The organism is Gluconobacter cerinus, from assembly GCF_025961355.1.
GTDB classification, from domain to species: domain Bacteria; phylum Pseudomonadota; class Alphaproteobacteria; order Acetobacterales; family Acetobacteraceae; genus Gluconobacter; species Gluconobacter cerinus.
Genome location: NZ_JAOQNM010000001.1, coordinates 2,779,551 through 2,803,215, shown reverse-complemented (window position 1 = coordinate 2,803,215; position 23,665 = coordinate 2,779,551). Strand labels below are relative to the sequence as shown.

26 protein-coding genes and 2 tRNA genes are annotated in these 23,665 nt (G+C 55.0%); 14 read left to right on the top strand and 14 right to left on the bottom strand.

Annotated elements, in window-relative coordinates; translation table 11 throughout:
* Positions 1 to 3 precede the first annotated feature (3 nt).
* Positions 4 to 1,308: a serine hydroxymethyltransferase gene (glyA, locus tag M2305_RS13100; protein ID WP_046901634.1), complete on the top strand. Its 1,305-nt coding sequence runs from the start codon at positions 4 to 6 to the stop codon at positions 1,306 to 1,308.
* On the opposite strand, the gene M2305_RS13095 is transcribed toward glyA, so the two are convergent.
* Both M2305_RS13095 and argE read right to left on the bottom strand, forming a co-directional pair.
* Entirely contained in the window at positions 1,305 to 2,354 is a 1,050-nt protein-coding gene (locus M2305_RS13095; protein WP_264649595.1) for a M14 family metallopeptidase, read from the bottom strand. The genes glyA and M2305_RS13095 overlap by 4 nt on opposite strands.
* Positions 2,351 to 3,526, bottom strand: coding sequence for an acetylornithine deacetylase (gene argE / locus M2305_RS13090; protein WP_211511409.1), 1,176 nt, complete (start codon positions 3,524 to 3,526; stop codon positions 2,351 to 2,353). Before argE ends, M2305_RS13095 begins: the two co-directional genes overlap by 4 nt.
* Before the next feature lie 169 nt (positions 3,527 to 3,695).
* Between argE and M2305_RS13085 the strand changes: the two genes are divergently transcribed.
* Together M2305_RS13085 and M2305_RS13080 are read left to right on the top strand one after the other, a co-directional pair.
* Positions 3,696 to 4,892 (top strand): glycosyltransferase family 4 protein, encoded by a 1,197-nt coding sequence (locus M2305_RS13085; protein ID WP_264649594.1) that lies wholly within the window; start codon positions 3,696 to 3,698, stop codon positions 4,890 to 4,892.
* Positions 4,889 to 5,956 (top strand): glycosyltransferase family 4 protein, encoded by a 1,068-nt coding sequence (locus tag M2305_RS13080; protein ID WP_264649593.1) that lies wholly within the window; start codon positions 4,889 to 4,891, stop codon positions 5,954 to 5,956. The genes M2305_RS13085 and M2305_RS13080 overlap by 4 nt, the downstream gene beginning before the upstream one ends.
* Here the strand turns inward: M2305_RS13080 and M2305_RS13075 are convergent.
* Positions 5,953 to 7,191 (bottom strand): DEAD/DEAH box helicase, encoded by a 1,239-nt coding sequence (locus M2305_RS13075; RefSeq protein ID WP_211502603.1) that lies wholly within the window; start codon positions 7,189 to 7,191, stop codon positions 5,953 to 5,955. The two genes, M2305_RS13080 and M2305_RS13075, sit on opposite strands and share 4 nt — an antisense overlap.
* On the opposite strand from M2305_RS13075, the gene M2305_RS13070 reads away from it, so the two are divergent.
* From M2305_RS13070 to M2305_RS13060, 3 genes are all read left to right on the top strand, one after another.
* A complete protein-coding gene (locus M2305_RS13070) occupies positions 7,175 to 8,107 on the top strand; it encodes a mitochondrial fission ELM1 family protein (protein ID WP_264649592.1) in 933 nt (310 codons plus the stop codon). The two genes, M2305_RS13075 and M2305_RS13070, sit on opposite strands and share 17 nt — an antisense overlap.
* 11 nt (positions 8,108 to 8,118) lie before the next feature.
* A complete protein-coding gene (locus tag M2305_RS13065; RefSeq protein WP_264649591.1) occupies positions 8,119 to 9,993 on the top strand; it encodes a hypothetical protein in 1,875 nt (624 codons plus the stop codon).
* A 198-nt stretch (positions 9,994 to 10,191) separates the two neighbouring features.
* Positions 10,192 to 11,148: a glycosyltransferase family 2 protein gene (locus tag M2305_RS13060; RefSeq protein ID WP_264649590.1), complete on the top strand. Its 957-nt coding sequence runs from the start codon at positions 10,192 to 10,194 to the stop codon at positions 11,146 to 11,148.
* A gap of 65 nt (positions 11,149 to 11,213) precedes the next feature.
* Here the strand turns inward: M2305_RS13060 and M2305_RS13055 are convergent, their stop codons facing one another.
* Entirely contained in the window at positions 11,214 to 12,353 is a 1,140-nt protein-coding gene (locus M2305_RS13055; protein WP_264649589.1) for an acyltransferase family protein, read from the bottom strand.
* Between the two features lie 122 nt (positions 12,354 to 12,475).
* Here M2305_RS13055 and M2305_RS13050 point away from each other — a divergent pair.
* Positions 12,476 to 12,550 (top strand) — tRNA-Val (locus M2305_RS13050).
* A 140-nt stretch (positions 12,551 to 12,690) separates the two neighbouring features.
* Here M2305_RS13050 and M2305_RS13045 read toward each other — a convergent pair.
* From M2305_RS13045 to M2305_RS13025, 5 genes are all read right to left on the bottom strand, one after another.
* Positions 12,691 to 13,605 (bottom strand): NAD-dependent epimerase/dehydratase family protein, encoded by a 915-nt coding sequence (locus M2305_RS13045; protein WP_264649588.1) that lies wholly within the window; start codon positions 13,603 to 13,605, stop codon positions 12,691 to 12,693.
* A gap of 17 nt (positions 13,606 to 13,622) precedes the next feature.
* The gene (locus M2305_RS13040; protein ID WP_264649587.1) at positions 13,623 to 14,012 is read right to left on the bottom strand and encodes a cupin domain-containing protein; all 390 of its coding nucleotides are present in this window, start codon (positions 14,010 to 14,012) and stop codon (positions 13,623 to 13,625) included.
* A gap of 32 nt (positions 14,013 to 14,044) precedes the next feature.
* Positions 14,045 to 14,587: an RrF2 family transcriptional regulator gene (locus M2305_RS13035; RefSeq protein ID WP_086633162.1), complete on the bottom strand. Its 543-nt coding sequence runs from the start codon at positions 14,585 to 14,587 to the stop codon at positions 14,045 to 14,047.
* A 542-nt stretch (positions 14,588 to 15,129) separates the two neighbouring features.
* On the bottom strand, positions 15,130 to 15,315 hold the full coding sequence (locus tag M2305_RS13030; protein WP_264649586.1) for a hypothetical protein: 186 nt from the start codon (positions 15,313 to 15,315) through the stop codon (positions 15,130 to 15,132).
* A gap of 141 nt (positions 15,316 to 15,456) precedes the next feature.
* The gene (locus M2305_RS13025; RefSeq protein ID WP_099212554.1) at positions 15,457 to 15,699 is read right to left on the bottom strand and encodes a hypothetical protein; all 243 of its coding nucleotides are present in this window, start codon (positions 15,697 to 15,699) and stop codon (positions 15,457 to 15,459) included.
* Positions 15,700 to 15,804: 105 nt separating this feature from the next.
* On the opposite strand from M2305_RS13025, the gene M2305_RS13020 reads away from it, so the two are divergent.
* Both M2305_RS13020 and M2305_RS13015 read left to right on the top strand, forming a co-directional pair.
* Complete coding sequence (locus M2305_RS13020; protein ID WP_264649585.1) at positions 15,805 to 16,026, top strand: hypothetical protein; 222 nt, start codon at positions 15,805 to 15,807, stop codon at positions 16,024 to 16,026.
* A gap of 134 nt (positions 16,027 to 16,160) precedes the next feature.
* Entirely contained in the window at positions 16,161 to 16,316 is a 156-nt protein-coding gene (locus M2305_RS13015) for a hypothetical protein (RefSeq protein ID WP_264649584.1), read from the top strand.
* Between the two features lie 23 nt (positions 16,317 to 16,339).
* On the opposite strand, the gene ruvX is transcribed toward M2305_RS13015, so the two are convergent.
* Positions 16,340 to 16,825, bottom strand: a complete 486-nt coding sequence (gene ruvX, locus M2305_RS13010) for a Holliday junction resolvase RuvX (protein WP_264649583.1) — start codon at positions 16,823 to 16,825, stop codon at positions 16,340 to 16,342.
* 67 nt (positions 16,826 to 16,892) lie between these two features.
* On the opposite strand from ruvX, the gene gatC reads away from it, so the two are divergent.
* The 4 genes from gatC to M2305_RS12990 all read left to right on the top strand — a co-directional run bounded on the left by gatC (position 16,893) and on the right by M2305_RS12990 (position 20,305).
* Positions 16,893 to 17,180, top strand: coding sequence for an Asp-tRNA(Asn)/Glu-tRNA(Gln) amidotransferase subunit GatC (gene gatC, locus M2305_RS13005; RefSeq protein ID WP_064275348.1), 288 nt, complete (start codon positions 16,893 to 16,895; stop codon positions 17,178 to 17,180).
* Positions 17,180 to 18,667 (top strand): Asp-tRNA(Asn)/Glu-tRNA(Gln) amidotransferase subunit GatA, encoded by a 1,488-nt coding sequence (gene gatA / locus M2305_RS13000; RefSeq protein ID WP_264649582.1) that lies wholly within the window; start codon positions 17,180 to 17,182, stop codon positions 18,665 to 18,667. The genes gatC and gatA overlap by 1 nt, the downstream gene beginning before the upstream one ends.
* A complete protein-coding gene (gene gatB, locus M2305_RS12995) occupies positions 18,664 to 20,121 on the top strand; it encodes an Asp-tRNA(Asn)/Glu-tRNA(Gln) amidotransferase subunit GatB (protein WP_264649581.1) in 1,458 nt (485 codons plus the stop codon). The genes gatA and gatB overlap by 4 nt, the downstream gene beginning before the upstream one ends.
* A 92-nt stretch (positions 20,122 to 20,213) precedes the next feature.
* Positions 20,214 to 20,305 (top strand) — tRNA-Ser (locus M2305_RS12990).
* Positions 20,306 to 20,479: 174 nt separating this feature from the next.
* Here M2305_RS12990 and M2305_RS12985 read toward each other — a convergent pair.
* The 4 genes from M2305_RS12985 to M2305_RS12970 all read right to left on the bottom strand — a co-directional run bounded on the left by M2305_RS12985 (position 20,480) and on the right by M2305_RS12970 (position 22,866).
* A complete protein-coding gene (locus M2305_RS12985; RefSeq protein ID WP_264649580.1) occupies positions 20,480 to 20,809 on the bottom strand; it encodes a hypothetical protein in 330 nt (109 codons plus the stop codon).
* A gap of 89 nt (positions 20,810 to 20,898) precedes the next feature.
* On the bottom strand, positions 20,899 to 21,222 hold the full coding sequence (locus tag M2305_RS12980) for a hypothetical protein (protein ID WP_264649579.1): 324 nt from the start codon (positions 21,220 to 21,222) through the stop codon (positions 20,899 to 20,901).
* A gap of 175 nt (positions 21,223 to 21,397) precedes the next feature.
* Entirely contained in the window at positions 21,398 to 21,937 is a 540-nt protein-coding gene (locus M2305_RS12975) for a hypothetical protein (RefSeq protein ID WP_264649578.1), read from the bottom strand.
* Positions 21,938 to 22,179: 242 nt separating this feature from the next.
* The gene (locus tag M2305_RS12970) at positions 22,180 to 22,866 is read right to left on the bottom strand and encodes a LexA family transcriptional regulator (RefSeq protein ID WP_264649335.1); all 687 of its coding nucleotides are present in this window, start codon (positions 22,864 to 22,866) and stop codon (positions 22,180 to 22,182) included.
* A gap of 157 nt (positions 22,867 to 23,023) precedes the next feature.
* Between M2305_RS12970 and M2305_RS12965 the strand changes: the two genes are divergently transcribed.
* The gene (locus tag M2305_RS12965) at positions 23,024 to 23,275 is read left to right on the top strand and encodes a hypothetical protein (RefSeq protein WP_015074028.1); all 252 of its coding nucleotides are present in this window, start codon (positions 23,024 to 23,026) and stop codon (positions 23,273 to 23,275) included.
* Positions 23,276 to 23,665 lie beyond the last annotated feature (390 nt).

Genomic DNA, 23,665 nt, shown 5'->3' with positions numbered 1-23,665 from the left:
ACGATGTCGGAACACGCCAGCCAGTCCACGCTGAATCCTTTTTTCCACGCGCCTCTAAAAGAGGCTGATGCCGAAGTTGCCGCAATTCTGAATGACGAACTGACCCGTCAACAGGATGGTATCGAGCTAATCGCGTCCGAGAACATGGCATCTTTTGCCGTGATGGAAGCGCAGGGCTCTGTTCTGACCAACAAGTACGCTGAAGGCCTTCCGGGCAAGCGCTACTATGGTGGCTGCGTTGACGTGGACCGCGTTGAAACCCTCGCCATCGAGCGCCTTAAGAAGCTGTTCGGTGCAGAATTTGCAAACGTGCAGCCGCATTCCGGCGCCAATGCCAATCAGGCAGCGTTCATGGCAATGGCAAAGCCTGGCGACACCATTTTGGGTCTGAGCCTCGCGGCTGGCGGACATCTGACCCACGGTGCAGCTCCGAACTATTCCGGCAAGTGGTTCAACGCCGTTCAGTATGGCGTGCGTGCGCAGGATGGTCTGATCGACTACGATCAGATGGAAGAACTGGCACGTGAGCATAAGCCGAAGATCATTGTCGCAGGCAGTTCCGCCTATCCGCGCGTGATCGACTTCCCGCGCTTCCGGAAGATTGCTGACGAAGTTGGCGCTTATCTGATGGTGGACATGGCTCATTTTGCCGGTCTGGTTGCTGCTGGCCTGTATCCAAGCCCGCTACCGTATGCTGACATCGTGACGTCCACGACTCACAAGACGCTACGTGGCCCCCGTGGTGGCATCATCCTGACGAACAGCGCTGAGCTCGCCAAGAAGATCAACTCTGCGGTCTTCCCAGGCCTTCAGGGTGGTCCGCTGATGCATGTCATCGCTGGCAAGGCCGTTGCCTTCGGCGAGGCACTGAAGGATGACTTCCGCGACTACCAGAAGCGGGTTGTAGCCAATGCGAAGGCGCTGGCGGATGAACTTCAGCTACGTGGCTTCGACATCGTGACGGGTGGCACGGACAGCCATCTGGTGCTGGTCGATCTTCGCCCCAAGAAAGTGACGGGCAAGCTTGCGGAAGAAATTCTGGAGCGCGCTGGCATCACGGCCAACAAGAACGCCATTCCGTTCGATCCGGAAAAGCCGTTCGTCACGTCTGGCATTCGTCTGGGCAGCCCGGCTGCAACGGCGCGTGGTTTCGGCGAAGAAGAGTTCCGCACCATTGCCCGCATGATGGACGAAGTTCTGACGGCAGCTCTGGAAGAGGGCGACGTCAATGACACGACCAACCGTGTCCATGAAGAAGTGAAGGCGCTCTGCCGTCGCTTCCCGATCTATGATCGCGCCTCTGCCTAAGAGTTAAGGTGGACTGCGGTGCGTCTGGCCAGACGCACCGCAAGCTGCCCCTGCTTGGGGCGAAGGTTTGGCACGATAAGCAGACAGTCATCGTAGGGCGTGCAGATAGCATCGTGGCCATCCCGGGCAATCACAGTTCCTGCTCTTGGGATGCAGGTGTTTCCAACCCAAGGCTCAACAAAGCTAAACTCTGCACTTTTTGCCGTGACATTATCTGTCACGACAGCAAGCCTCACTGGCTGCGTTTTATCCTGAGCCACCCCCTGTAGATGCACATTCAGGGCTTCAGCCAGAAAACGACGGCTGACTTTCTCCATGACATCAACAGTCTGCGGCTCCCAATGTAGCCCGGCTTCCAGCAGACAGGATCGCCCGGTACCGCCGACGGCCATAAAGCGTGCATGTTCAATCAGGCGAGAACCGCCATGATGCCCAAGATCTGTCAGGACCAGCGTCGGCAATCCAGCTTCTGAGGCCAAGGCGCAGGCGAGATCACTGGACCGCCGCCTGGGCGGGACAATGAAAAGCGGATTGGACGGCCAGAGTGTCGAGTGAAGGTCCAGCAACAGATCCGCACGCTCGATGAATGGGCGAAGCTCACGTGCGCGCTCCAGTTCATTGGACTGCTCCTCACTGTTCAGACGTGATGGATGCCAAAGTCGGTTGAGATCCTCATCCTTGTAGCGAGAAGCCATCGGAGCGGAGCGATCAAAGCGATCGAAAGCCTTCAGATTGGCAAGAATCAGCGTCACCCGTCCTATTGCAGGAACAGGCGTAGTACGTCGCAGTCTCTCCAGGGCATGGCCACCAGCATATTCATTCCCATGCACCATGCCGGTAATCACGACATCCGGGCCATTTCGACCGGAGTCAAAAACCATGACACCGGGAACTCCAGATGCGGGACTACTCCAAGCCGAAAGATCTGGTGGATCAAGACAAACGGTCAGTGGAAAAGGCGGACGGCCGCTTCCGGGCAGGTCTTCAGTCAGGCGCGGCTGACGAAGCCGGATCGGATGGTGCCTCTGTCCTGCCTTACAACTCATGCCGCCCCGCTTACTCTCCGTGCAAAATCCCGTATGACCGTTTCACAGCGCTCAAGCTGTTCCTTCGCAATAAACTCGTCCGGACGATGAGCCTGAGCAATATCTCCCGGCCCACAGACAATACTCTCCATGGCACCACGCTGGTAGATCCCAGCCTCGGTTCCATAAGACACTTTTCCCGTCGTGTTGCTGCCGGTGATCTGGCACGTCAGTTCTGTCAGGAGATGGTCGGCGGACAAGGCCAAGGGGGGCAGGTCCACCAACAACAGGTAGCTGATGCCTCCACCGGGGTTATCCTCTCTCAGACTTTCATCCAGCGGAGAGAGGGCCTCACGTAACTTCTCAAACTCTACGGAGCCTTCATCGCCGGGAACATTCCGCCACTCAACATCGAATTCGGCCTGCTCAGGAATGATATTGAGGATACTGCCACCAGATGCGAGGCCAACCTGCATGGTTGTATAAGGCGGCACAAACCCGTCAACACGACGCCCCTCGATTGAAAGCCGGTCAGCTTCATCAGCACAAATGGCGATGGCTCGCCCCATGGCATGCAAGGCATTTTTTCCGCCTTGAGGCAGAGAGGAATGCCCAGGCTTTCCAACCAGCCGGACGCGAACAGCGAAACGCCCTTTATGAGCGATCACCGGCGTCATCATGGTTGGCTCTCCCACCATGCAAAGGGCAGGAAGCAAATGCGCCTGCTTTATGTCCTCGATCAGGTGTCGTGCACCATCACAGGTAATTTCTTCGTCGCAGGTAAAAAGCAGATGGATGGGCTTAGGGAGATCCATGGCCTTGAAATCGGGCACTGCGGCCAGCATGCAGGCGACGTAGCCCTTCATATCTGCTGCGCCACGCCCATAGAGGCGGCCGTTCTCTTCCCTGAGAACAAAAGGATCAGACGACCAGTCCTGACCGTCAACCGGAACACAATCCACATGCCCGGCGAATGCCATTCCCCCAGCTTTTTCTGGACCGATAACGGCATGCAGGTTCCACTTCCCGTCATCTCCACCCGGATACCGGGTAAAAGAGACATCATGGGCAGCCAGATAGCCTTCGATCCATTCGATAATCGAAAGATTTGAATGGCGGCTGGTCGTATCAAACGAGACCAATGCCGCAAGAATCGTCTCTACCCGGGGAGGAATGGTGCGTGGATCGGTCATGGATTGTAGTGTAAGCACGTTCCTGGCCAGTCGCCATAGAGCTTGTAACGGCTTTATGATGCTGATGCTCAAGGCAGGAAACATGTTGTAAAGAAGCAGGCGTGACGGCAGCTGATTTTAAACTGAAACAGATTTTTCTCCGTACGAAACACGCCTTGAAGGACATGCCGTGAGCCACTCTGATCTTTCTGTTGCTCACAGGATCTGGCAAAAACTGCCTCAGGAACCGAGACGACGGTTTTTTGCATGGGCAACAGCCCTCGTCGCGCCCAGCATCAGCAAGACTTATCCATCCCGTGCTTCCGGCATTATTGTGGCTGGAGAACTGAGCCGCAGTTCAGGACTGGGCGAAGGGGCTCGTCTGATGGTGAAGGCTCTGCGCAAACTGAACATTCCCTGTGCGACCTGGGATATAGACACCCGGCGACTTGAGGGGGATGCAGTCGGGGCAGGCGCACCTCTTGTCATTCACGTCAATGCGCCAATGCTCCCCTCTGTCCTTCTCAGAATGCCACACTCTCTTCGGAACGGCCGGAAAGTGATCGGCTATTGGGCATGGGAATTGCCCATCATTCCAAAAACATGGACATACGCCCGGCGATATGTTCATGAAATCTGGGTGCCGTCCCGCTTTACCGCTGATGCGATTGCGCCCCTCAACGTCCCGGTTCGCGTGGTGGAACACCCTGTTGGCCTCGCGGGTCAAAAACCCTCTCAGAAAGACCGGGCGGCATTCAACCTGCCAGATGATGCCCTCATTGTTCTTGTTTCGTTTAATCTTGCGTCCAGCATGGTTCGGAAGAATCCCATCGATACCATTCGGGCCTTTCGTGAGGCGTTCGGCATCCGTCCTGACCGGATTTTACTGCTGAAGATTGGCCATACAAAAAACTACCCAGACGATATGGCCGCCATTCAGGCAGCGATCGGTGGGGCTCATAATATTCGTCTCGATACAGCGCATTACAGCAGCGAAGACACGCTGGCACTCATGGCTTGCGCTGATATCGTTCTTTCCCTTCACAAGAGCGAAGGGTTCGGACTGGTCGTGGCTGAAGCCATGGCGCTGGGGCGCTCCGTCGTCGCCACGGACTGGTCTGCAACCGCGGAGTTTATGGATACTTCATGCGGGCTTCCAGTCGCCTACAGTCTGTCTCCCGCCCGTGACCCACGGGGCGTTCTCGACATGCCGCAAACCAGCTGGGCCAACCCTGACGTTCAATCCGCAGCACAGGCATTACAAGAAGCCGCCGATAATCCCGCTCTTCGGGAACGCCTGGGAAATGCCGCCATGAAGCGTGTGGAGGATCGGCTGAACGGCCAGAGCCTTCTGCAAGCGGTACAGGCGTCAGGAGTTCAGGGGTGAAAGCCAGGAAAGTTTTTGTCTGGCAGTGGGGGAAACGGGGCGCGGGGCCGCGAATCGCAGTGGACCTTGCCAATGGGCTTGCTGCACTTCCCCGAACCAGTGTTCAGCTCTCGCTTTCCGACCAAGCGGAAATCCTTCATAGCCATCACGCTCCTGCGAATGTCCTGACATTCAGGACGTATCGCTCTGCGTTCGGGTTGTTCTGCAAATTCCTGCAGGCACCGGTGATTATCACACGTCTTTTCATGGCCATTCTGAGCAACAGGCCCGATATCGCCATCTGTGCAATGCCAGGGCCACTTGATGTTCTCATGGCGCACGCTCTGCGGCGGGCCGGGGTGCCGGTCATCACGATCATTCACGATGCCCGTGCCCATCCGGGAGACGGCTACCCGTTACAGATGTTTCTTCAACGCATTCTGATCAGGCAGTCATCCAGTCTGGTCACCTTTAGCCAGCACGTCGCCAAAACACTTTCAGGCGATGCATCGTGTCAGGGAAAAAGGATACTCTCGCTTTCCCATCCACCATTTATCGGGACGAACGCCGCTCCGCCTTTCAGCCATCAGGGTAAACCCAAGCTGCTGATGTTTGGACGTCTTTTGCCCTATAAGGGACTGGACCTGTTGGCTGCGGCACTCCCGCAGGTTGATGTTCCTATCGAATGTCGCGTTATCGGGCAGGGGCCCGATAGCCGTGAACTCGCTGAACTTCAGAAGATCAGCGGAGTTCAGGTCGAAAATCGATGGGTTCCAGAAAATGAGCTGTCACAGCTGATTGGCTGGGCAGACGTATTGCTGCTTCCCTATCGGGAGGCCTCTCAAAGTGGCGTAGGCGCAATGGCCGCAGCAGGAGGGCGTTATATCGTCGCGACGAATGTTGGTGGCCTCACGGAGCAGTTCGCTGACAATTCACAGGCGGTACTGTGTGAGCCGGAGCCGGCGGCTATCGCACAGGCAATCACCAGCCTTCTGGAGAATCCACCACCAATCCTCCCAGTTCCTGACAGCACACTGGCCTGGCAGGAACTGGGGAGAAATATTCTGGACCGCTATCTCCCTTAAGTGTCGAGTGCGTCTTCTGTTGCGATACGAATGCGATAGCCAATGTGCTTTTCAATATCGCGCAGGAACAGACGCTCATCACTGTTGATGAGAGAAAACGCAGCGCCCTTCTTGCCCGCACGAGCCGTCCGGCCAATGCGGTGAACATAGGATTCAGGCGTTTCCGGCATGTCCATGTTGATGACAAGATCAACATCGGAGATGTCCAGCCCGCGTGAGGCGATATCCGTGGTCACCAACACCGGCACGCGGCCCTGTCGAAACAGATCCAAAGCCTTGTTTCGTGCGCCCTGTGTCCGATCACCGTGCAGGGTTTCCGCCCTGATGTCATGACGGCGAAGCACTTTCGCCATCAGATCGACATTCACCTTAGTGCGGGCAAAGACCATGCTGCGGCCCGGAAACCTCTCCAGAATACGTGCGACAGTTTCAGGCTTGTCGTCTTTTTCCACAAACATCGCGCGCTGGCGTATTTTCTTAGGCGTGAAGGTTTCAGCAGCAACATCCACGCGTACTGGATCACGCGTTACACGCTTGGCCAGAGCCATGACCGGCTCTGGCAGCGTAGCAGAGCAGAAGACGGTTTGCGGCGGCACATCGGGGAAATAGGGTGTCAGCGCCGTCATGCTTTCGGAGAAGTCTTCATCAAGAAGGCGGTCAGCCTCATCCAGCACAAGGTAGGACAAATACTCCAGAACCAGTTCACCCTGCATCACCAGGTCCAGCAGTCGTCCATGCGTGGCCACAATAATGTCGACGCCATCGCGGATCGTGCGCAACTGCTGATCACGTGGTGTGCCGCCACAGATCACACGCGTTTTCAAAGACAGGCGACGCCCTAACTGACGGCAGACCGCCGCAGTCTGCGCGGCCAGTTCCCGTGTGGGTTCAAGAATTAAAGCGCGTGGGCCCGGCGCAGCTTCCCCTTCATTCAGCTTCTGCAGCATGGGGAGCACGAAAGCAGCAGTTTTGCCACTTCCTGTCTGGGATGCGACAAGCACATCGCGCCCGGCCAGAAGAGGCGGGATGGCCTGGGACTGGATCGCGCTCGGGCGTTTGTGCCCAACCTGCTCCAGCGTGGCCAGAAGAGGGGGGATCAGTCCAAACTCGGCAAAACCGTCAGAATTGGAAATGGAAGGTGTTTCAGGCATCGTCATATCCGCTTCTTGCCAAATTTCTTCCGTTTCGGGAAATAGCGTCTTTTTTCGGAGTCCAACCATGAAGGCCACGATCATCGCCGAAGACTTCGCCGGGATGCGTGCGCAAGGTGCCGGTCTCGCGGAGAAAGCAGGAATGGACTGGGACTTTCAACCCGTCCTGATCCGCAGACCCTGGAATCGTCTTCCGGCCCGATACTGGCCGTTTCCTTTAAAGCGCATTGCCCCCATCACCATAGCGCCTGACACAAAACTGATCATTAGTATTGGTGGGACGGGAGGCATTGCAGGGGCAGCAGTTGCCAAAAGGGAAGGGTTGCCCGTGGTGCAGATTCAAAATCCCCGAACTGACCTCACAAAATTTAATCTTATTGTTGCCAACAGCCATGACGGCATCAAGGGCCCGAATGTTTTGATCTCTCGCAATGCATTGCACCCCGTCACGCCCCAGAAGCTGGATTATGCCCGTGCCTTATGGGCTGATCGTCTGAAACATGACGAGCGGCCTTTGCTTGCCATTCTGGTCGGCGGCACAAACGGGCGCTTTTCTCTTGGGGCGGCGGAAGCAGTCAAAATGGCAGAAGGACTGATCGCTTTCGTGAACCGGAATGGAATGCAGGCTGTCCTGACCCCTTCACGCCGAACGGACCCAGCCGCTCTTGCCGTGCTGAAGGAAAAGCTTGTTCCAGCCGGTATCCGCATTCTCGAAGGGCAGGGAGATAACAATCCTTATTTCGGGATGCTCGCCTGCGCAGATATGATTGCCGTGACTACAGACAGTGTTTCCATGATTTCTGAAGCTGCCGCTACGACTGCACCAGTGATGGTTCTTCCGCTTCCGGGCAAGTCAGCGCGCATTGGCAGGTTTGTGCAAACCCTTGAGGAAGCAGGGCGCGTCCGCATATTCAACCCGACCTTGACATCATGGTCTGTCCAGCCGCTTGACGACACCCCCACTGTGGCGAGAGAAATGCGCCGACGACTGAAGCTCTGAAAGGGCCCTCTATGCTCGATATCCGCACTTTCGGTCCACAGGGTGGAAACGTGCTCTACAAGGCGCTGGCCCACCCGATAGCAGCCGAGGCGCTGACGCGCATGGAGAAGGCTTTCGCCGGGCAGACAATCGTCATTTACGACCCCGAAGACACCGTTCGAACGCTGGTTGCCCTTTATCCGGGACTAAAACCTTCTGTCGTGCTGGTTCATGATACCGAGCAGGTTGGCCAACCCGACGGCTTTGGTGGGGCGAAGCAAGCCCTTTTGGAACTGCCCGACACTGAGGCAGATATCATTCTGGCGCTCTCGTTCGATGACGTGAAAATGCGCGGTCGTCTGGGCAAGCTCCTGAACGGGCGCACATTGCACACTCTCGCCCCGGCACGCCTGCCCGATGATATGATCGTCCGTGGTCGCCCCTATCTCGACAAACTCAATTTCGCGACAAATTTTGCTTTTTTCCGGGATGACGATCAGTTTTCCACACGGATCGTGACGGCCAACTACTGGTCCAATTATGGCTCGCAGGATCTGCGTTACTGGCTACGTCTTTATGATCAGTCGGGGCAGGTCATCGCCCAGTGGGAGCAACCTGTTACCCAGTCTGGCGCAGGCATCACGATTGATAGCGCCCAAATACGTGAACGTTTCAGCCTGCCGCCGTTTATGGGCCAGCTTTTCATTCATGTGATCGGCGCGCGTGGGCATGACGTCGTCAAGTACGCGCTTGATGTCTGGGGCAGAAATGGTGACCCAAGCCTGTCCGTCACACATGACGCCAATGCCTGGCCATCTGTCCGTTATGCCACGCTACCCGCTCCGGAAGCAGATGAGACCCTTACCGTCTGGGTCCAGAACAGCCATGCCACCACGATCCCGGCGGGAGGCATTACCTTTAACCCCATGGGCGTGGAAGAACATCGTGGCGTTGATCGGACGATCGGCCCGTTTGAGACCATCGCGGTCGATGTTGGAAAAATCTTTCCCGAACTCGCATGGCCTGCCCAGCTCGAAATGCGCGCAGGACGTCATCTGGTTCGGCCGCGCTATGAAATAACGCAGCGTGGACGCACACGCATTGCACACCTGAATGTCGAGCGGGACAATATTCACCCGGACCCAGCCATCAGAAATTTCGCACCATCGCTAGGCCGAGGCTTTCTGCTGCCATTTCCCATTTTGGACCCTGCAAAATTTGAAAGCTTTATCCAACCAAACCCCATGTCCGAAGCACTGGAAACGCTTCCTGTGCGGCTGGATATTTTCGATGATGCCGGACAGCCGGTAGGCTCCCACTTCCTTGGAAATCTTCCCCGCAACCACTCAACAGCCATTGCCTTGCATGACCTGACAGACCGGCCAGGGCATGCAGATCTGGTATATGACTTCCGAGACGGAGGGGAAGCTGACGGCTGGCTTCATGCGCTCATGCGCTATCGCAACCGCGAAACCGATCATGCGGCGGAAACCAGTTTTGGAGCGCACATCTTTAACACGCTCATGACATGGCGTTCCGAGCCGCAATCCTACTCCGGTCCACCGCCGGGCCTGACAACGCGTCTCTTCTTGAAGCTTGGGCATGATCATCTGCGTAGTTTTTGTTGCCTGATCCACCCCGCCTCAATCGAGGGGACGGATCAATCCGAAACGGTTCTGCTGCTTCATGCCGCTGACGGCACCCTGGTGGCCGAGACGGGTATCCGCATCCAGCCATCAGGCTCCTACATGGTTCGTCCCCATGAGCTTTTTGAGAGCGCCCACCTGGAGCGAGCCGGTGTCGGTGGATATATCCTGATCCGCGATCTCACATGCCGCCTGTTCGGGTACCATGGCCTTGAAAATGAGGAAGGTGGCTTCTCCCTCGATCATATGTTCGGCTTCTAAACCTTTTCAGGCTTCTTGTTGAGGAATGGGTTACTGCCCTTTCTTCAACAGGAAGTGCGGCAGTTTTCGCTAGCTGACGAAACCATGTCCGTCCGCAGTGAATCCACGAGCTTCCATCGGCCTTTGAATTTTACGCAGAATAAATTTATACTTCTGTAAGACGACATTTCACACATTCTGAATATTGGTCCTATCTCAATGCTTTCCAACACGCATCTCTCTTCTTCTCGCACGGTTGTTCTTGTGCCCTGCTATAATGAAGAGGTGACCATTCAGAAGGTTGTGCAGGATTTTCGTGCAGCACTGCCGAGCGCAGATATTTACGTTTACGATAACAACTCGACAGATCGCACAAAAGAAGTCGCCAAAGCTGCGGGAGCAATTGTCCGTACGGAACGGATGAAAGGGAAGGGACACGTTATCCGCCGGATGTTCGCGGATATTGAGGCAGACTATTATATCCTGGTTGATGGTGATGCCACCTATGAGGCGGCGGCGGCACCCGGCATGCTTCATGCTGCCATGTCAGAAGGTCTGGACATGGTAAACGGTGCGCGCGTAACCGACCGCGAAGCCGCCTATCGCCGCGGACATGTGTTGGGCAACAAGGTACTGACAGGACTGGTAACGCTCGTCTTCGGCCGTCGACTCAGTGACATGCTCTCAGGTTATCGCGTATTTTCCCGGCGCTTCGTAAAGTCTTTCCCGGCTCTTTCTGCCGGCTTTGAGACCGAGACCGAATTCACGGTCCATGCCCTCGAACTCGGCATGCCGATTGGGGAAATTCCAACGGCTTATATCGAGCGCCCGCCCGGTTCAGCATCCAAGCTGCGCACCTACTCAGATGGACTGCTAATCCTGAGAACCATCATCAATCTGGTAAAGCAGGAACGCCCGTTGATGTTCTTTGCAGCGCTCTCACTATTTTTTACCCTTGCCGGTCTGATCCTCGGGATCCCTGTCGTGGTGACGTACCTCAACACAGGGCTCGTCCCACGCCTTCCTACAGCGCTCCTTGCCACAGGCAGTATGATCCTTGCGGCGCTCTCACTGGTTTGCGGCCTGATCCTGGACAGCATCACACTGGGGCGACGCGAGTTGAAGCGCATGCATTACCTGTCACTCGCCGCACCTCCCTTGCTGGAAGAACAGTAAAAATAGCGTTCTGAGACAACTCACTGCGCGTGCTTAGAAAAGAAATCTGAACCGGAGGCGGACTGTTAACATCCCACCTCCGGCTGAACCGAACTTGTCACTCGGCTTTTTTGATAGATTCGGGACGTCAACGCTCGATCAAGAAACTTGGTAATGGGCTTGGTAAAGAGCCGCGAGACAGCTTCGCCCAGCCCCCAGATCACGATCAGGCAGACTGGATAGACAATCCATCCATTGCTTTGCGGCCAATGATTATGCCTCCAGATCCGAACAGCAGCCATGACAACAAACATGTGGGTGAGATAGACCTCATATGACAGTTGCCCCATTCTACGGATCCACCAACTCCATCGACCCCCTTCAAATGAACGCCAGCCACAGGCCAAAACCAGCATGGCAATGCCTCCATAAAGGACGGCAAACCAGCCATCAGACAGCAGATGCCACCAGGATGGCGGACCAAACATCTCTGCCAGCATCATCAGCAAACCAACGCCCCACATCGCAACAGGCCAGCTTCCGTTAGGACGATACCGCGCTGCCACGATTGCCATGAGAATACCCAGCGCAATGGTTCCCAAACCGGTCAGGGTGGCCTGCTCTCGCCAGATTTCATTGCCCTGAAGCGTTGCCTGATACACGGGTGCCGTTACAGCCAGCAGGAGGAGCACGCCCACACGCAACCACACATTCAATCGGCAGAGGAACGGGAACAGCAGATAGAAAAGCTCTTCAATCGACAGGGACCAAAGGATCGTCCAGCCTGCAACACTCCAACCATGCCGGGCCTGCCACACGTTAAAATACAGCCCGAAAGCTGCCATTGTCGCGCCTAGGAAGCTCTGACCCGGCTTTGAAAAGCGATAATCTTCGAAGCCGACATAGTCGAGCACTCCCAGAACGCTCACAAGTAACACGAGGCAGGGAAGGATACGAATAGCGCGATGAATGAGGAACCTGACCGGCTGTATCCGATCCAAAGCACCGAAGGTCTGCGTAATTCGGGACGCAATCAGAAAGCCGGACAAGACGAAGAAGATGCTGACAGCCTCACCGCCATTATAGTTCAGGCCCATGAGGAACCAACGCGGCAGAAAGCTGGCCAACCCCGTATGAGAGAGGGGAATGCGTATTCCAATGTGATTACTGATCACAAAAAGAATTGCTGCTCCTCGCAGACAATCCAAAGCGGGATTCCGTTTCATTGTCGCTCCCAGTCAGACAAAATGTTTCTGACGGCGCAATGAGTTCAAACAAAGGCGATGGTATGGCCAAAAAATCGTCTTGTCAGACTGTATCGCCACTGTTAAAAGCCCGCTCAACGAATGGGCGCGTAGCTCAGCGGTAGAGCACTGCCTTCACACGGCAGGGGTCACAGGTTCAATCCCTGTCGCGCCCACCATTCGAACTCCTTGAAAATATTTGATGTTGTTTGCGCCACTTGAGCGAATGGCCTGCATCGTTCTATTGGCTGGCCCATTTTCTTCCCAAACGGGCGCAGATAAATACCGTACCCTCATATTCAAATATGCGGCGGCAGCTCTAGCCTACAGTACTGAGCCACGGGGCTTTTCGTGGACTAAACCCGAGCGCAGCCATAGCCTTACGATTGCAGGCGCCTGTCAGGCTATTCTGGTAATAGACGCTTTCTTCGCCCATCAGAAAAACAGCGTCCTTTTCAGTCATGCACGGCGGCACCGGTGCCCCGACCCATCGCGCATACGCCTTCAGCCATTTCTCGAACTGTAGAGGCTGATTATCAACGATATTGTAAACGCCAGGCTTGGCTGTAAGTGCTGATACAGTTGCCTGTGCCGCATCATCTACATGAACAAAAGAGAATGTGCTGGCGCCCGCACCAATCAGTGAGACCTCACCACGAGCAAGATGCGCACTAAATGCACCATCTGGCCAGTACCACGTCCCTGGGCCGTAAAAAAAGCCGTATCGCAGCGTGACACCCTCCATTGTGGGAGCGCTCCTGACGCGCGCTTCCAGAGCTGTATACATACGCGCGCTTTCCCCGATATTCCCCGGCGCGCTCATTCTCAGCGAAGATGCTTCTGTCGCCAAGTCATAACCAGCGTCCAGATAAAAGCCGCAAGACTGCTGTATGTAGCGCTTTACGCCATATGTTTGCGCCGCATCGAAAAGATTGCCGCCACCTTCAAGACGAAGTTTTCGATCGATCGGGAGATGCTTTGGAAGGTCAAAAGGACTTGCCGGGAGAGACGTAAGTTCATCAATCACCACGTCAGGGCGGAGCTTCTCGATTATTGCAAACAATGCCTCCCTATTGAGAGCATCAGCCTTGACCGCATGGGCTCCCAACATCTCGATAGCCGTCAGGCTTTCCGCCCGATGAGCCATCCCCCAGACGCCATGTCCAGCCTCTTTGAGGCGCGCAATCAAGCAGCGCCCCAGCGCTCCGCTAGCACCGGCGACAAAAATTTTCATAGCGAATATCCCGTACCTCAGTGCGCAGGAAAGACAAACGGGGCAGCTTTGTCCTTGACGAAAAACGCAATGAATTTAGCCGGTTCGGTCTGACTGGCATTCCGCCCGACAACATGCATATCGTTGGGGCCTTCAAAAAAGGTTTGCCCCTCTTTCAAAGTGACTGGCTGCCCACCCTTAACCTGCATGATGACGCTGCCCTTGAGAACATAAACGAAGACTGATGCGTTATGCCTGTGGATCGGATCTGAATCTCCTGGCCCGTAGTCCACTGTCACCATGGCCCCTTCCTTTCCTGAAAGACCTGGCAGTTCGTGACTCATCAAAGGTGTGACTGTTGTCGCTGCCTGAAGGGAGGAGGCCCAGAAGCCAGCAGTTAAAACTGCCAGGACAGTAAATTTACGCACGGGATATTTCCTTTTTTGTTAGCTGAAACCGCTCAAGCACTGTCCGAACGACGCCTCTGCCGGACCTTGTTCGTCCTTCGGGTCTGAACACGCTCATCCAGCCAGGTCTGTGCCTCTCCAAGAAAAGGCGAGGGCGCCTTGTCCCGAACTGATTTGGCCAAATCGGCGAGGGATGTTTGGGCTAACTCCCGACGCATCGCCTTTTCAGCTCGCAGCATGACTGCATGAATTCCGCATACCCCCTGCGTCGCCCATCCAGGTGGGTTCTCGTCAAAGAGGGCGCAGCGTCCGCGGATTTCCTGACAATTAAAGAGGCGCTTTTCACCATCCACTGCGTCAACAATGGCCAAAACAGTGATCTCGTCGGCAGGTTTTGCCAACGTGTAGCCACCCTTCAACCCTTCAGCAGCATTGAGGAGACCAGCCTTTTCCAGCTTGGGCAAAAGCTTCGCAACAAATGCTGCCGGAATATTTTGAAGCTCCGCCAGATCGAGACTGCTGACAGGCTCAGGATTGTCGACAAGCCACAGGAGGCTGTGCAGGACGTATTCAGTGCTAGCGCCGTAAAATGACATACGCAGACCATATCTATCCGCGTTTTGATTCGCAAGATTTTCTTAAGTCCAAAATCCTAGGATTTTTTGGATTGTAATATGCTTGGAGAGAGGGGGAGAAATATCACGAGGCCGTGAGGAAATGAGGGTTATTAGCCTTACCAGAAAAAATATTTTGTCTATTGGTTCACGTGGAAGCATCTCATAAATACTGTAAAACAGCGCATTCCTCTTTCTCCCGTCGAAACAGCCAAAAGAAATTTTACTTTATGATTTTCGTTTTATCTGTAATTTGGGCCGCGAATTTTGGTCTCTGGATAACCTATAAATATATTATGAGTCTTCTGGGCGGCCCTTACCCAGATCCGAACAGACCCAAAAAACCTGTCATTTTCGGTTTTCTATTTTTAACCCTCTGCATACCAGCAATTCTTCTACTTATATTTATTGCAATCGCTGGAGACTATATGATGATTAGAGGTCTATTTTAAATTTGTAGGTAAGAATAATCGAAAACATAAAAACAAATCTTTACTCACAGAAGATAAGGTTTCTGCGAGGACTTATCGGACCAGGGAAGCAAGTCCATCAATTTTATCAGCAAGTGCAGCAATCATATGCTTGATATCATCAGGAGTTGAAGATTTATCGGCTGCGATGTTCAGGCGCTCCGCATCGCTTTGCAGTTCACCCATCAGTTGGTAGATTTCTGATCCGATGCCGTCTTCGTCGTTATCATTCCGCTGCATGACGTAACCCTCAGGTTTGTAAGGCACTAACGCGCGTTAGCAAGAGATGCCGAGTGACGGCTCTAAGAGCAGCCGTACAAAACAAAGAAAAGGGCCGCGCTACAAAAGCAGCGCGGCCGCAGCCCCCTTCAGGAGAGGCGCTTATTCTCCGTCAGTGGCTTCGTCTTCCTCTTCGCCGTCGTCGAAATACACTTCTTCAACGGTGATCACCAATGAGTCATTCTCGCTCAGCAGATCGGCGACAGCGTTTGCTTCGTCCTCATCTTCATAGAGCTCTGAGTCGCCCGGATCAGAAACCCACTTTTCTGTGGGGTTCCAGAATTCGTCGTCTCCGTTTTCGAGTTCACGGCGAATTAGGTAGCCAGCAATTTCTTCATCAGCCATTTTAGGGCCCTCCTGTGAGGAGAAAAGCTTATTTGAAAACAGTATTAATTGCCACAGCCCGAAAAACAGGATAATTTTGGTCCAAATTAAGGAAGGACCAAATTCATGTCTGACCCTTCATTGAGAAAAGATGCTCTGAATGAGCGGATAAGCATTTCCCTTCATGCGGCAATGCTCGAAGTCTGTACGCGACATTCAGATCTGATGATTTTCCAAGAAAAACGCCAAGTACAAGTCAATTTTTCATGGAAAGAATCATCACAAAATATAATTCCAACGATAAATATTTCCGCAGAAATAATTAAGATAAAAAATATTTACCGATAAGGAAAATTATTATGCTATTCCTATTATTTTCTTATATATGAAGATTTATTTTTAATAATTATGAAAATAAATCTCTACCCAAACAATAAAATAATTTTCTCGCCTCGGACGAGGCAATATCGTACTGTTTGAGTATGACCGACCAAAGAAACATCGATGATACCGAAGACGAAATTGCTCTTGAAGCGACGGAGGAGGGAGAATCTCTGCTCTCCACCATTATGCTTCCGGTTTGCATTTTTGTTGGGATTGCCATTCTGGTGCTTCTGGTTGGTCTAAATTTTGTGTAACTCAGACCAACCAAAGACATTTTTCACAAAAATGTCTTTTCAGAGCTGCCCTTCATCGCATCAAGCCAGCCTTGCAGCATATAGGCGGCCGCCATTTTATCGACCACTTCAGCGCGTCGCCCACGCGTCATATCAGCGTCCTGAATAAGGAAGCGGTTGACCGCACTGGATGAGAGCCGCTCATCCCACAAACACGCCGGAATACCCAGCCGCTCGGAAAGAGCTGTTGTCCAGTCCGACGCTGCGCGTGCTGCGGGACCAAAAGATCCATCCAATGACAGGGGCAAGCCGACCACCAGCGCCCCAACGTTCTGGCGCTTCGTGATCTCTGCCAACTCCTTGGCATTTTCCCCCAATTTCCGCCGTTTTAATCCCATAAATGGCGAGGCGAGCATGAGAGAAACGTCTGTCAGGGCGACGCCGATCGTCTTCGATCCAGGGTCCAGCCCAAGGATACGCTGATCAGTTTGAAGAACATTACGGAGGTCTTGTGGATTGAACAGGGACATAACCCGGCGTTATGATCTGTGTGACGGCTGAAAAGCTACCATAATTTCCTCTTTTTCAGGAATGTTCATGTCGCTCGACGCGAAAACGGTCACGCGCATCGCCAGATTGGCGAGAATTGGTCTCGAACCGGGGGAGGTAGACTCTCTCGGGAAGGACATGGGTTCCATCATCGATTGGGTGGAACAGCTTAACGAAGTGGACGTCACAGATGTCCCTCCCATGATTGGCACAGGCCTCGCCACGCCACGCCTGCGGGAAGACCGCGTCACGGACGGCAATCGCCGCGATGACGTGCTGTCAAACGCTCCGGACCGTGAAGGTCCGTTCTACACGGTTCCGAAGGTGGTCGAATAATGTCCGGCATGCACGATTTTACGCTGGCTTCCGCCCGGGATGCCCTTAAGGCTCGCAAGATTTCCGCGGTTGAACTGACGAACGCCCACCTGGATGCCATCGAGCGTCTGGATGGCCGCCTCAACAGTTTCATCACCCGTACGCCCGATCAGGCTCGCGTAGCAGCCCAGGCTGCGGACGACGTTCTGGCGAAAGGTGAGGGCGGCGCACTGACCGGCATTCCGCTCGGCATCAAGGATCTGTTCTGCACGAACGGCGTCCGCACGACGGCGGCCAGCAAGATTCTTGGCAATTTTGTCCCGCCTTACGAAAGCACGGTGACGTCCAACCTTCTGCGTGACGGCGCCGTGTTCCTTGGCAAGCTGAACCTCGATGAATTCGCTATGGGTTCCGCCAATCTGAACTCAGCCTTTGGCCCGGTAGAAAACCCCTGGAAGCGCACTGGCTCTGACGCCAAGCTGGTTCCGGGCGGTTCCTCCGGTGGCTCTGCCGCTGCCGTAGCCGCAGGTCTGGTCTTGGGCGCGACCGGTACGGATACGGGTGGCTCCATTCGCCAGCCGGCTGCCTTTACAGGGATTGCTGGCATCAAGCCGACCTACGGCCGCTGCTCCCGTTTCGGCACGATAGCTTTCGCAAGCTCGCTGGATCAGGCTGGCCCGATGGCCCGCAACCTTCAGGATTGCGCAATCCTGCTGGAATCCATGGCCGGGTTCGACGAGCGGGATTCCACAAGCGTCAACACGCCTGTTCCGAATTACGAAGCAGCGCTGACGCGAGGCGTTAAAGGCCTGCGCGTTGGTATTCCCAAGGAATATCATGCCCCGGGCATGCCAGCCGAAATCGAGGCCCTCTGGCAGCAGGGTATCAACTGGCTGAAGGCCGCAGGCGCAGAAGTGGTGGAAGTGTCTCTTCCGCACACGAAGTACGGCCTTCCAACTTACTATATCGCAGCTCTCGCAGAAGCATCTTCAAACCTTGCCCGCTATGACGGTGTGCGTTTCGGCGAACGTGTGAAGGGGGATTCCCTTGATGCACTGTACGAAGCCACCCGTGCCGCTGGCTTTGGCGAAGAAGTGAAGCGCCGTATCCTGATCGGAACGCATGTTCTGTCGTCGGGTTATTACGATGCCTATTACCTGCGCGCGCAGAAGGTCCGCACACTGATCCAGCGGGACTTCCTGAATGCCTTCGAGAAGGTGGATTTCCTTCTGACGCCAACGGCGCCCTCCAGTGCCTTTGCTCAGGACGAAAAGCCGACAGATCCAGTGCAGATGTACCTGAATGATATCTTCACTGTTCCAGCCAGCATGGCAGGCGTTCCTGCGCTCTCTGTTCCGGCTGGTCTGGACGCACAGGGTGTTCCGCTCGGGCTTCAGCTCATTGGCAAGTTCTTTGACGAAGAAACACTGATCGCAGCAGGACACGTCATCGAACAGGCTGCGTCCTTCACCCACAGACCCGCCATCCATGCAGGAGTGTCGGCATGAGCTATCGTATCACCGGCAACACCGGCGAATGGGAAATTGTCGTCGGGCTGGAAGTTCATGCCCAGGTCATCAGCCAAGCGAAGTTGTTCTCTGGCGCCTCCGCCTCTTACGGCGGCGAGCCAAATACGCATGTCAGCCTGATTGACGCGGGTTTCCCGGGTATGCTCCCGGTTCTGAACCAGGAATGCGTTGCGCAGGCAGTGCGGACCGGCCTTGGCCTGAACGCTCAGATCAATCTTTTCAGCCGCTTTGATCGCAAGAACTACTTCTATGCCGATCTCCCCACTGGCTATCAGATCAGCCAGTTTGCTCATCCCATCGTGGGTGAGGGCAAGGTGCTGGTTGATCTTGCGGATGGAAGCACACGTGAAATCGGCGTGACGCGACTTCATCTGGAACAGGATGCAGGCAAGTCCATCCATGATCAGGACCCAACGCGTTCCTTCATTGACCTGAACCGTGCGGGCGTCGCCCTCATGGAAATCGTCAGTGAGCCAGACATCCGCTCACCGGAAGAAGCCGGAGCCTACTTGCGGAAGCTCCGTCAGATCCTGCGTTATATCGATACCTGCGATGGCAACATGGAAGAAGGTTCCATGCGCGCTGACGTCAACGTGTCTGTGCGCAAGCCGGGCGAGGAGGGATATCGGACCCGCTGCGAGATCAAGAACGTCAACTCGATCCGCTACGTCATGCAGTCAATCGAAGTGGAAGCACAGCGCCAGATCGAGATCTGGGAAGCTGGCGGCGAAGTCGATCAGGAAACGCGCCTGTTCGATCATGTCCGCAGCGAAACACGTTCGCTTCGGTCCAAGGAAGACGCGCACGATTATCGCTACTTCCCGGACCCAGATCTTCTACCGCTCGTCATCGAGCAGTCCTGGGTTGACGAACTAGAAGCTGCTCTTCCCGAACTGCCAGAAGCCAAGCGGGACCGCCTGGAGCGCGAATACGGTGTCAGTCGCTATGAAGCGAGTGTCCTGACCGCAGAGCAAGCTGTTGCAGACTTCTACGAGACCGTTGCAAAGGGTGCCGATGCGCGCCTTGCCACCAACTGGATGCTCGGAGACTTCTTTGCTGCGCTGAACCGCACTGGTCGCTCAATTGAAGACAGTCCGGTCAGTGCAGAAGGGCTTCGTGAGCTGTTAAGCCTGATCTCGGATTCGACGATCAACGGCAAGATTGCGAAGGAAGTCCTTGAAGACATGGTAGAAACCGGCGAATCGGCTTCTGCTATTGTTGAGCGGAAAGGTCTTCGTCAGGTGACGGACACAGGAGCCATCGAAAGCTCCATCCGCGACATCCTGGCAGCAAATGCGGATAAGGTTGCTGAATTCAAATCCGGCAAGGACAAGCTTTTCGGCTTCTTTGTTGGTCAGACGATGAAGGCCATGAAGGGTAAAGGGAACCCGGCTCTGGTGAATGAAACCTTGAAAAAGCTTCTTTCCGAATGAGATAAAAAAATTGTTCTTAAGGGGTTTGACGGCGAGGCCGTTCCCCCTTAAGAACGCCTTCACGAACGCAGTATAAAAACTGCTTTCCACGCGGAGGGGTGGCCGAGAGGCTGAAGGCGGCGGATTGCTAATCCGTTATACGATGTAAGTCGTATCGTGGGTTCGAATCCCATCCCCTCCGCCATTCTATATATCCCATAATAATTCGTAGCGCTTTTAGTGTCGTAGAGCTGGTATTTTCCCGTCATTTTATTCGCTCTGTGATAGTCCTTAAGCTCATGCAGCGTCGGGGTATATATTGGGGTATCGGATGCTGACGGATATTCAGCTTGCGTGGCCTTAAGCCAGCAGAAAAACCTTACAAACATGCTGATACGGGGGCTTGTTCATTTTCGTACAGCTCAACGGCTCGCAACGACGACGCATGAAGTATCGCCTCGGCGCCTGCGTCGATTGTGCCTTCGGAGACGACGGCTGACGCCGCGTCGGTTACGCCTGCGGCAAAAAGAAAGCCGCCTGCGCTGACAACGGTCCCAAGGGCCCGACCGCCTGCCATGACATATTCGTTGCCACCAGGCGCGAGTTGAAGATCCGAGGTGCTGGCCCCGGAACCGACATAGACGCTGTCACCATCACCGATCGTGACAGTGTTCAAAGACTGACCTGAGGACAGAAAGGTATCGGACATGGAGAGCAACCTTACATTTTGGGCGTGAAGGCGTCGTGTTTCAGGGGAGGCATGTCATCAGACGTCGTCCGACGCGGTTCAGCGCCGGATCATTGATGGACGAGGACGGGCGTGCAGTGGGGTGCTGACACTTTGGGGGGTTCTGTAAGCAGGCCTGGCGTCATGAGCGCAGAGCAGGAAAAGACACGTCCACGCACGGTTGTGGCTGTATAGGACAGTTGCTGACCGCCCAGTCTGTCCGGGCTGGTGGCCTGAACATTGCTGACTGTCAGTTCATCGGACGAGGCCAGTCCGATCATCTGTGCTGTTGCCGCCTGAAGCCGCACGATCGCGTCATTGGGCTGCATCTGTGTGCAGCCTGCCATCATCAGCAAACCAGCCAGTGCGAGGGGATATTTTGAGGGTGTGTTCATGGGCGTGTGTTCCTTTACTTATGTCCGACAGAAATGAGGAAAACCATTTCGAAACCGGACCATTTGGCTGTGTGGGCGCGTTCAGGCAGCAGGCCTTGGGAAGGATCCGGCTCTGCCAATCCTTGTGTCTCGAAACTCAGGGTCTTTGAGATCTGATGGGTCGAAAAGCGTCAGGTCAGGTGTCAGGACCTTCGGGCGGGGACATCTGCGTCTGATCCTGCGAGATCGCCTGCACCTGTCCGTTCTCGAGATGCGTGGCCCCCCAGAGCAGGGCCGGGGCGATCAGGAGAAACACAGCACCGATGGCGGGCGTGAAATAAAGCCGGAAGGTCGAAAAGAAGAAGAAAAATCCGCTTGTGGTCGTCTGGGCGGATTGCAGGAAGCTGTAGATCCTGACCAGGCAAAACAGGGACAGCGCATAGCAGGCGCGATCGCAGTAATGACGTGGGACATTGAAGCTTGCCCGTACCCGGCTGAGGATGGAGGCTGCGAAGGCGGCAATCGTGATCCAGAGCAGGAAGCCAAGAACATGAAAGCCGCTGAAGCCCATCTGCTGATAGGACGCCATATCGCGTTCGACATGGCGGTGGGCACAAGGCAGAAGTCCGGCCAGAATGACACAGATCACGGAGGCGATCAGGAGGTCTTCAGGCCGCCGTGCAAAGAGCACAAGCCGCTCTTTGATCTTCTCGAAGTCGATATCTTTCTGGTCCATGACGCTCTCCGAAACAGACGTTCCGCATGCTCTCGTGAAATGGCGAAAGGGCAGGAGGAGCGTTACAGTTCGGTCAACGGGCAGGGGAGAGAGAGGATAACGGACATGGCGGCCTCCTGAGATACCCGATAGGGCGGTGAATCTCAGGCCATAATAGGCGACGAATCGCCTTAGTCAATGATTATTCGTATATAGAATGGCGCGATTAATCGCATAAGACGTTTCTATCTGCCTGGGCAAGCCTAACTGACCAGCGGTCCGCCTGACCAGATCACTTCCCCCAGAAGTGTCAGGGCCTGCGCTTCGTCTGGTGAGAGATCCTGCGGGGGATAGCGATCATGATCGGCGAGTGCACGGATCCCGCCGCCCAGACGTCGCTCAAGACGACGGATGAGAATGTTGCCCTCGACCCGTAAGGCAAAGACAGCACCGCCCTGAACGGTGACGCTGGCCGTATCAATCATGGCGAGGTCGCCCTCCCGCAGGGTGGGTGTCATGGCGTCGCCTGTCACGCTGATCAGTCTTAATCCGGTCGTCTCACGTGCGACGGTGGCTTCAAGCCAGGCTTTGCTGACGCGCAGACCCTCATCGCGATCATCGATCCAGGGGATGACAGTCTGGTGGCCGCCACGCGTCGGGGGTTCAGAGGAGCCTGCTGCATGAGACGCTGTGATGGAGGCATCCCCAACGCCGAAAGCAAGCCAGTCCAGGGAGACGCCACAAACCCGGGCGAGGGACGCGACAGCCGACAGCTTCATCTCGCTACCGCCCATATAATCCCGCAGGGTCGTATAGGGGACGCCTGCGGCCTTGGCGGCGTGGGTGATGCCGATGCTTTGGGCGGCTTGACGCAGGCGCTCGCCGCGCTCGCGGAGGAGGGTAAGTTGGTCATCCATGAGGGGGCGCTTTCGGGGGCGTGATCGAGCCATGCAGACATCCTGAACCAGAGATGTCTGTATTTAGGCGAAAATACGCTTGAATATATAGTCGAATAAACGTATGTTTCTGCATCAAACGGTGACGCGGAGCCTCGTAGGTCATCGCGGGATGCTCGCATATCCCGACTGTTCTGTCCAAGGGGGTTTCATGACCGACGATGCGCATGGCCTGTCCCTGTCCTCTCACCGGGACCCTCGACTGGAAGAGTTGCACGCAGGGTTGCATGAGGTGGTGCGACTGGTGGAGCTCGAGCATTATCTGCTCCGCGGCAGGCTCGATGGTCTGAAAGCCGAGAGTGAGGCGGCCCATATTCTGGAAGGCGTCATTGTTCTGGGCGCCGTGCTCAATCAGAAGCTCGCTCATCTTCTGGGGATCTGCCGGGAGGTCGGGCGGCTGTGAGGCTTGCGCGATGAGAGCAAAGATTGGTCGGTAATGTACGATTTTTTAACGCGACAGCCTGATACTTGTTCGGCGTTGGGGTGGAAATGTGTGCAGATTCCGGACGTGAGCCGTAGGGCGAATGGTACTCAAAAAATGTCGCTTGGGGGGGGGAAGCGGACCGACCGCTTCGCAACACAAACCTTTGAAAGCGGACACTTCCGTCAATCCCTGAGCGGTTTAACAAGGATGGCGTCACTCCTTACGGAGCGGACATTCACCGACAGGTCGGGAATAATGCCTGCCTCGGCCGAAGAAAAAATATTTGTTACGTTCAACGCTTACATCAAAATGGACGGCTTTTTTTGCTAGTCTGCATCTGGCAGAGTTATTTCGTAAGCTGATAGGCAG

Coding starts and splice junctions, on each gene's coding strand:
- gatB (WP_264649581.1), top strand. CDS start 18,664: ATGAGCTATCGTATCACCGGCAACACCGGCGAATGGGAAATTGTCGTC.
- M2305_RS12970 (WP_264649335.1), bottom strand. CDS start 22,866: ATGGCTCGATCACGCCCCCGAAAGCGCCCCCTCATGGATGACCAACTT.
- M2305_RS13025 (WP_099212554.1), bottom strand. CDS start 15,699: ATGGCTGATGAAGAAATTGCTGGCTACCTAATTCGCCGTGAACTCGAA.
- M2305_RS12985 (WP_264649580.1), bottom strand. CDS start 20,809: ATGTCCGATACCTTTCTGTCCTCAGGTCAGTCTTTGAACACTGTCACG.
- gatC (WP_064275348.1), top strand. CDS start 16,893: ATGTCGCTCGACGCGAAAACGGTCACGCGCATCGCCAGATTGGCGAGA.
- ruvX (WP_264649583.1), bottom strand. CDS start 16,825: ATGTCCCTGTTCAATCCACAAGACCTCCGTAATGTTCTTCAAACTGAT.
- glyA (WP_046901634.1), top strand. CDS start 4: ATGTCGGAACACGCCAGCCAGTCCACGCTGAATCCTTTTTTCCACGCG.
- M2305_RS13070 (WP_264649592.1), top strand. CDS start 7,175: ATGAAGGCCACGATCATCGCCGAAGACTTCGCCGGGATGCGTGCGCAA.
- gatA (WP_264649582.1), top strand. CDS start 17,180: ATGTCCGGCATGCACGATTTTACGCTGGCTTCCGCCCGGGATGCCCTT.
- argE (WP_211511409.1), bottom strand. CDS start 3,526: ATGACCGATCCACGCACCATTCCTCCCCGGGTAGAGACGATTCTTGCG.
- M2305_RS13065 (WP_264649591.1), top strand. CDS start 8,119: ATGCTCGATATCCGCACTTTCGGTCCACAGGGTGGAAACGTGCTCTAC.
- M2305_RS13030 (WP_264649586.1), bottom strand. CDS start 15,315: ATGCAGCGGAATGATAACGACGAAGACGGCATCGGATCAGAAATCTAC.
- M2305_RS12975 (WP_264649578.1), bottom strand. CDS start 21,937: ATGGACCAGAAAGATATCGACTTCGAGAAGATCAAAGAGCGGCTTGTG.
- M2305_RS13060 (WP_264649590.1), top strand. CDS start 10,192: ATGCTTTCCAACACGCATCTCTCTTCTTCTCGCACGGTTGTTCTTGTG.
- M2305_RS13020 (WP_264649585.1), top strand. CDS start 15,805: ATGTCTGACCCTTCATTGAGAAAAGATGCTCTGAATGAGCGGATAAGC.
- M2305_RS13045 (WP_264649588.1), bottom strand. CDS start 13,605: ATGAAAATTTTTGTCGCCGGTGCTAGCGGAGCGCTGGGGCGCTGCTTG.
- M2305_RS12980 (WP_264649579.1), bottom strand. CDS start 21,222: ATGAACACACCCTCAAAATATCCCCTCGCACTGGCTGGTTTGCTGATG.
- M2305_RS13035 (WP_086633162.1), bottom strand. CDS start 14,587: ATGTCATTTTACGGCGCTAGCACTGAATACGTCCTGCACAGCCTCCTG.
- M2305_RS13015 (WP_264649584.1), top strand. CDS start 16,161: ATGACCGACCAAAGAAACATCGATGATACCGAAGACGAAATTGCTCTT.
- M2305_RS13095 (WP_264649595.1), bottom strand. CDS start 2,354: ATGAGTTGTAAGGCAGGACAGAGGCACCATCCGATCCGGCTTCGTCAG.
- M2305_RS13055 (WP_264649589.1), bottom strand. CDS start 12,353: ATGAAACGGAATCCCGCTTTGGATTGTCTGCGAGGAGCAGCAATTCTT.
- M2305_RS13075 (WP_211502603.1), bottom strand. CDS start 7,191: ATGATCGTGGCCTTCATGGTTGGACTCCGAAAAAAGACGCTATTTCCC.
- M2305_RS12965 (WP_015074028.1), top strand. CDS start 23,024: ATGACCGACGATGCGCATGGCCTGTCCCTGTCCTCTCACCGGGACCCT.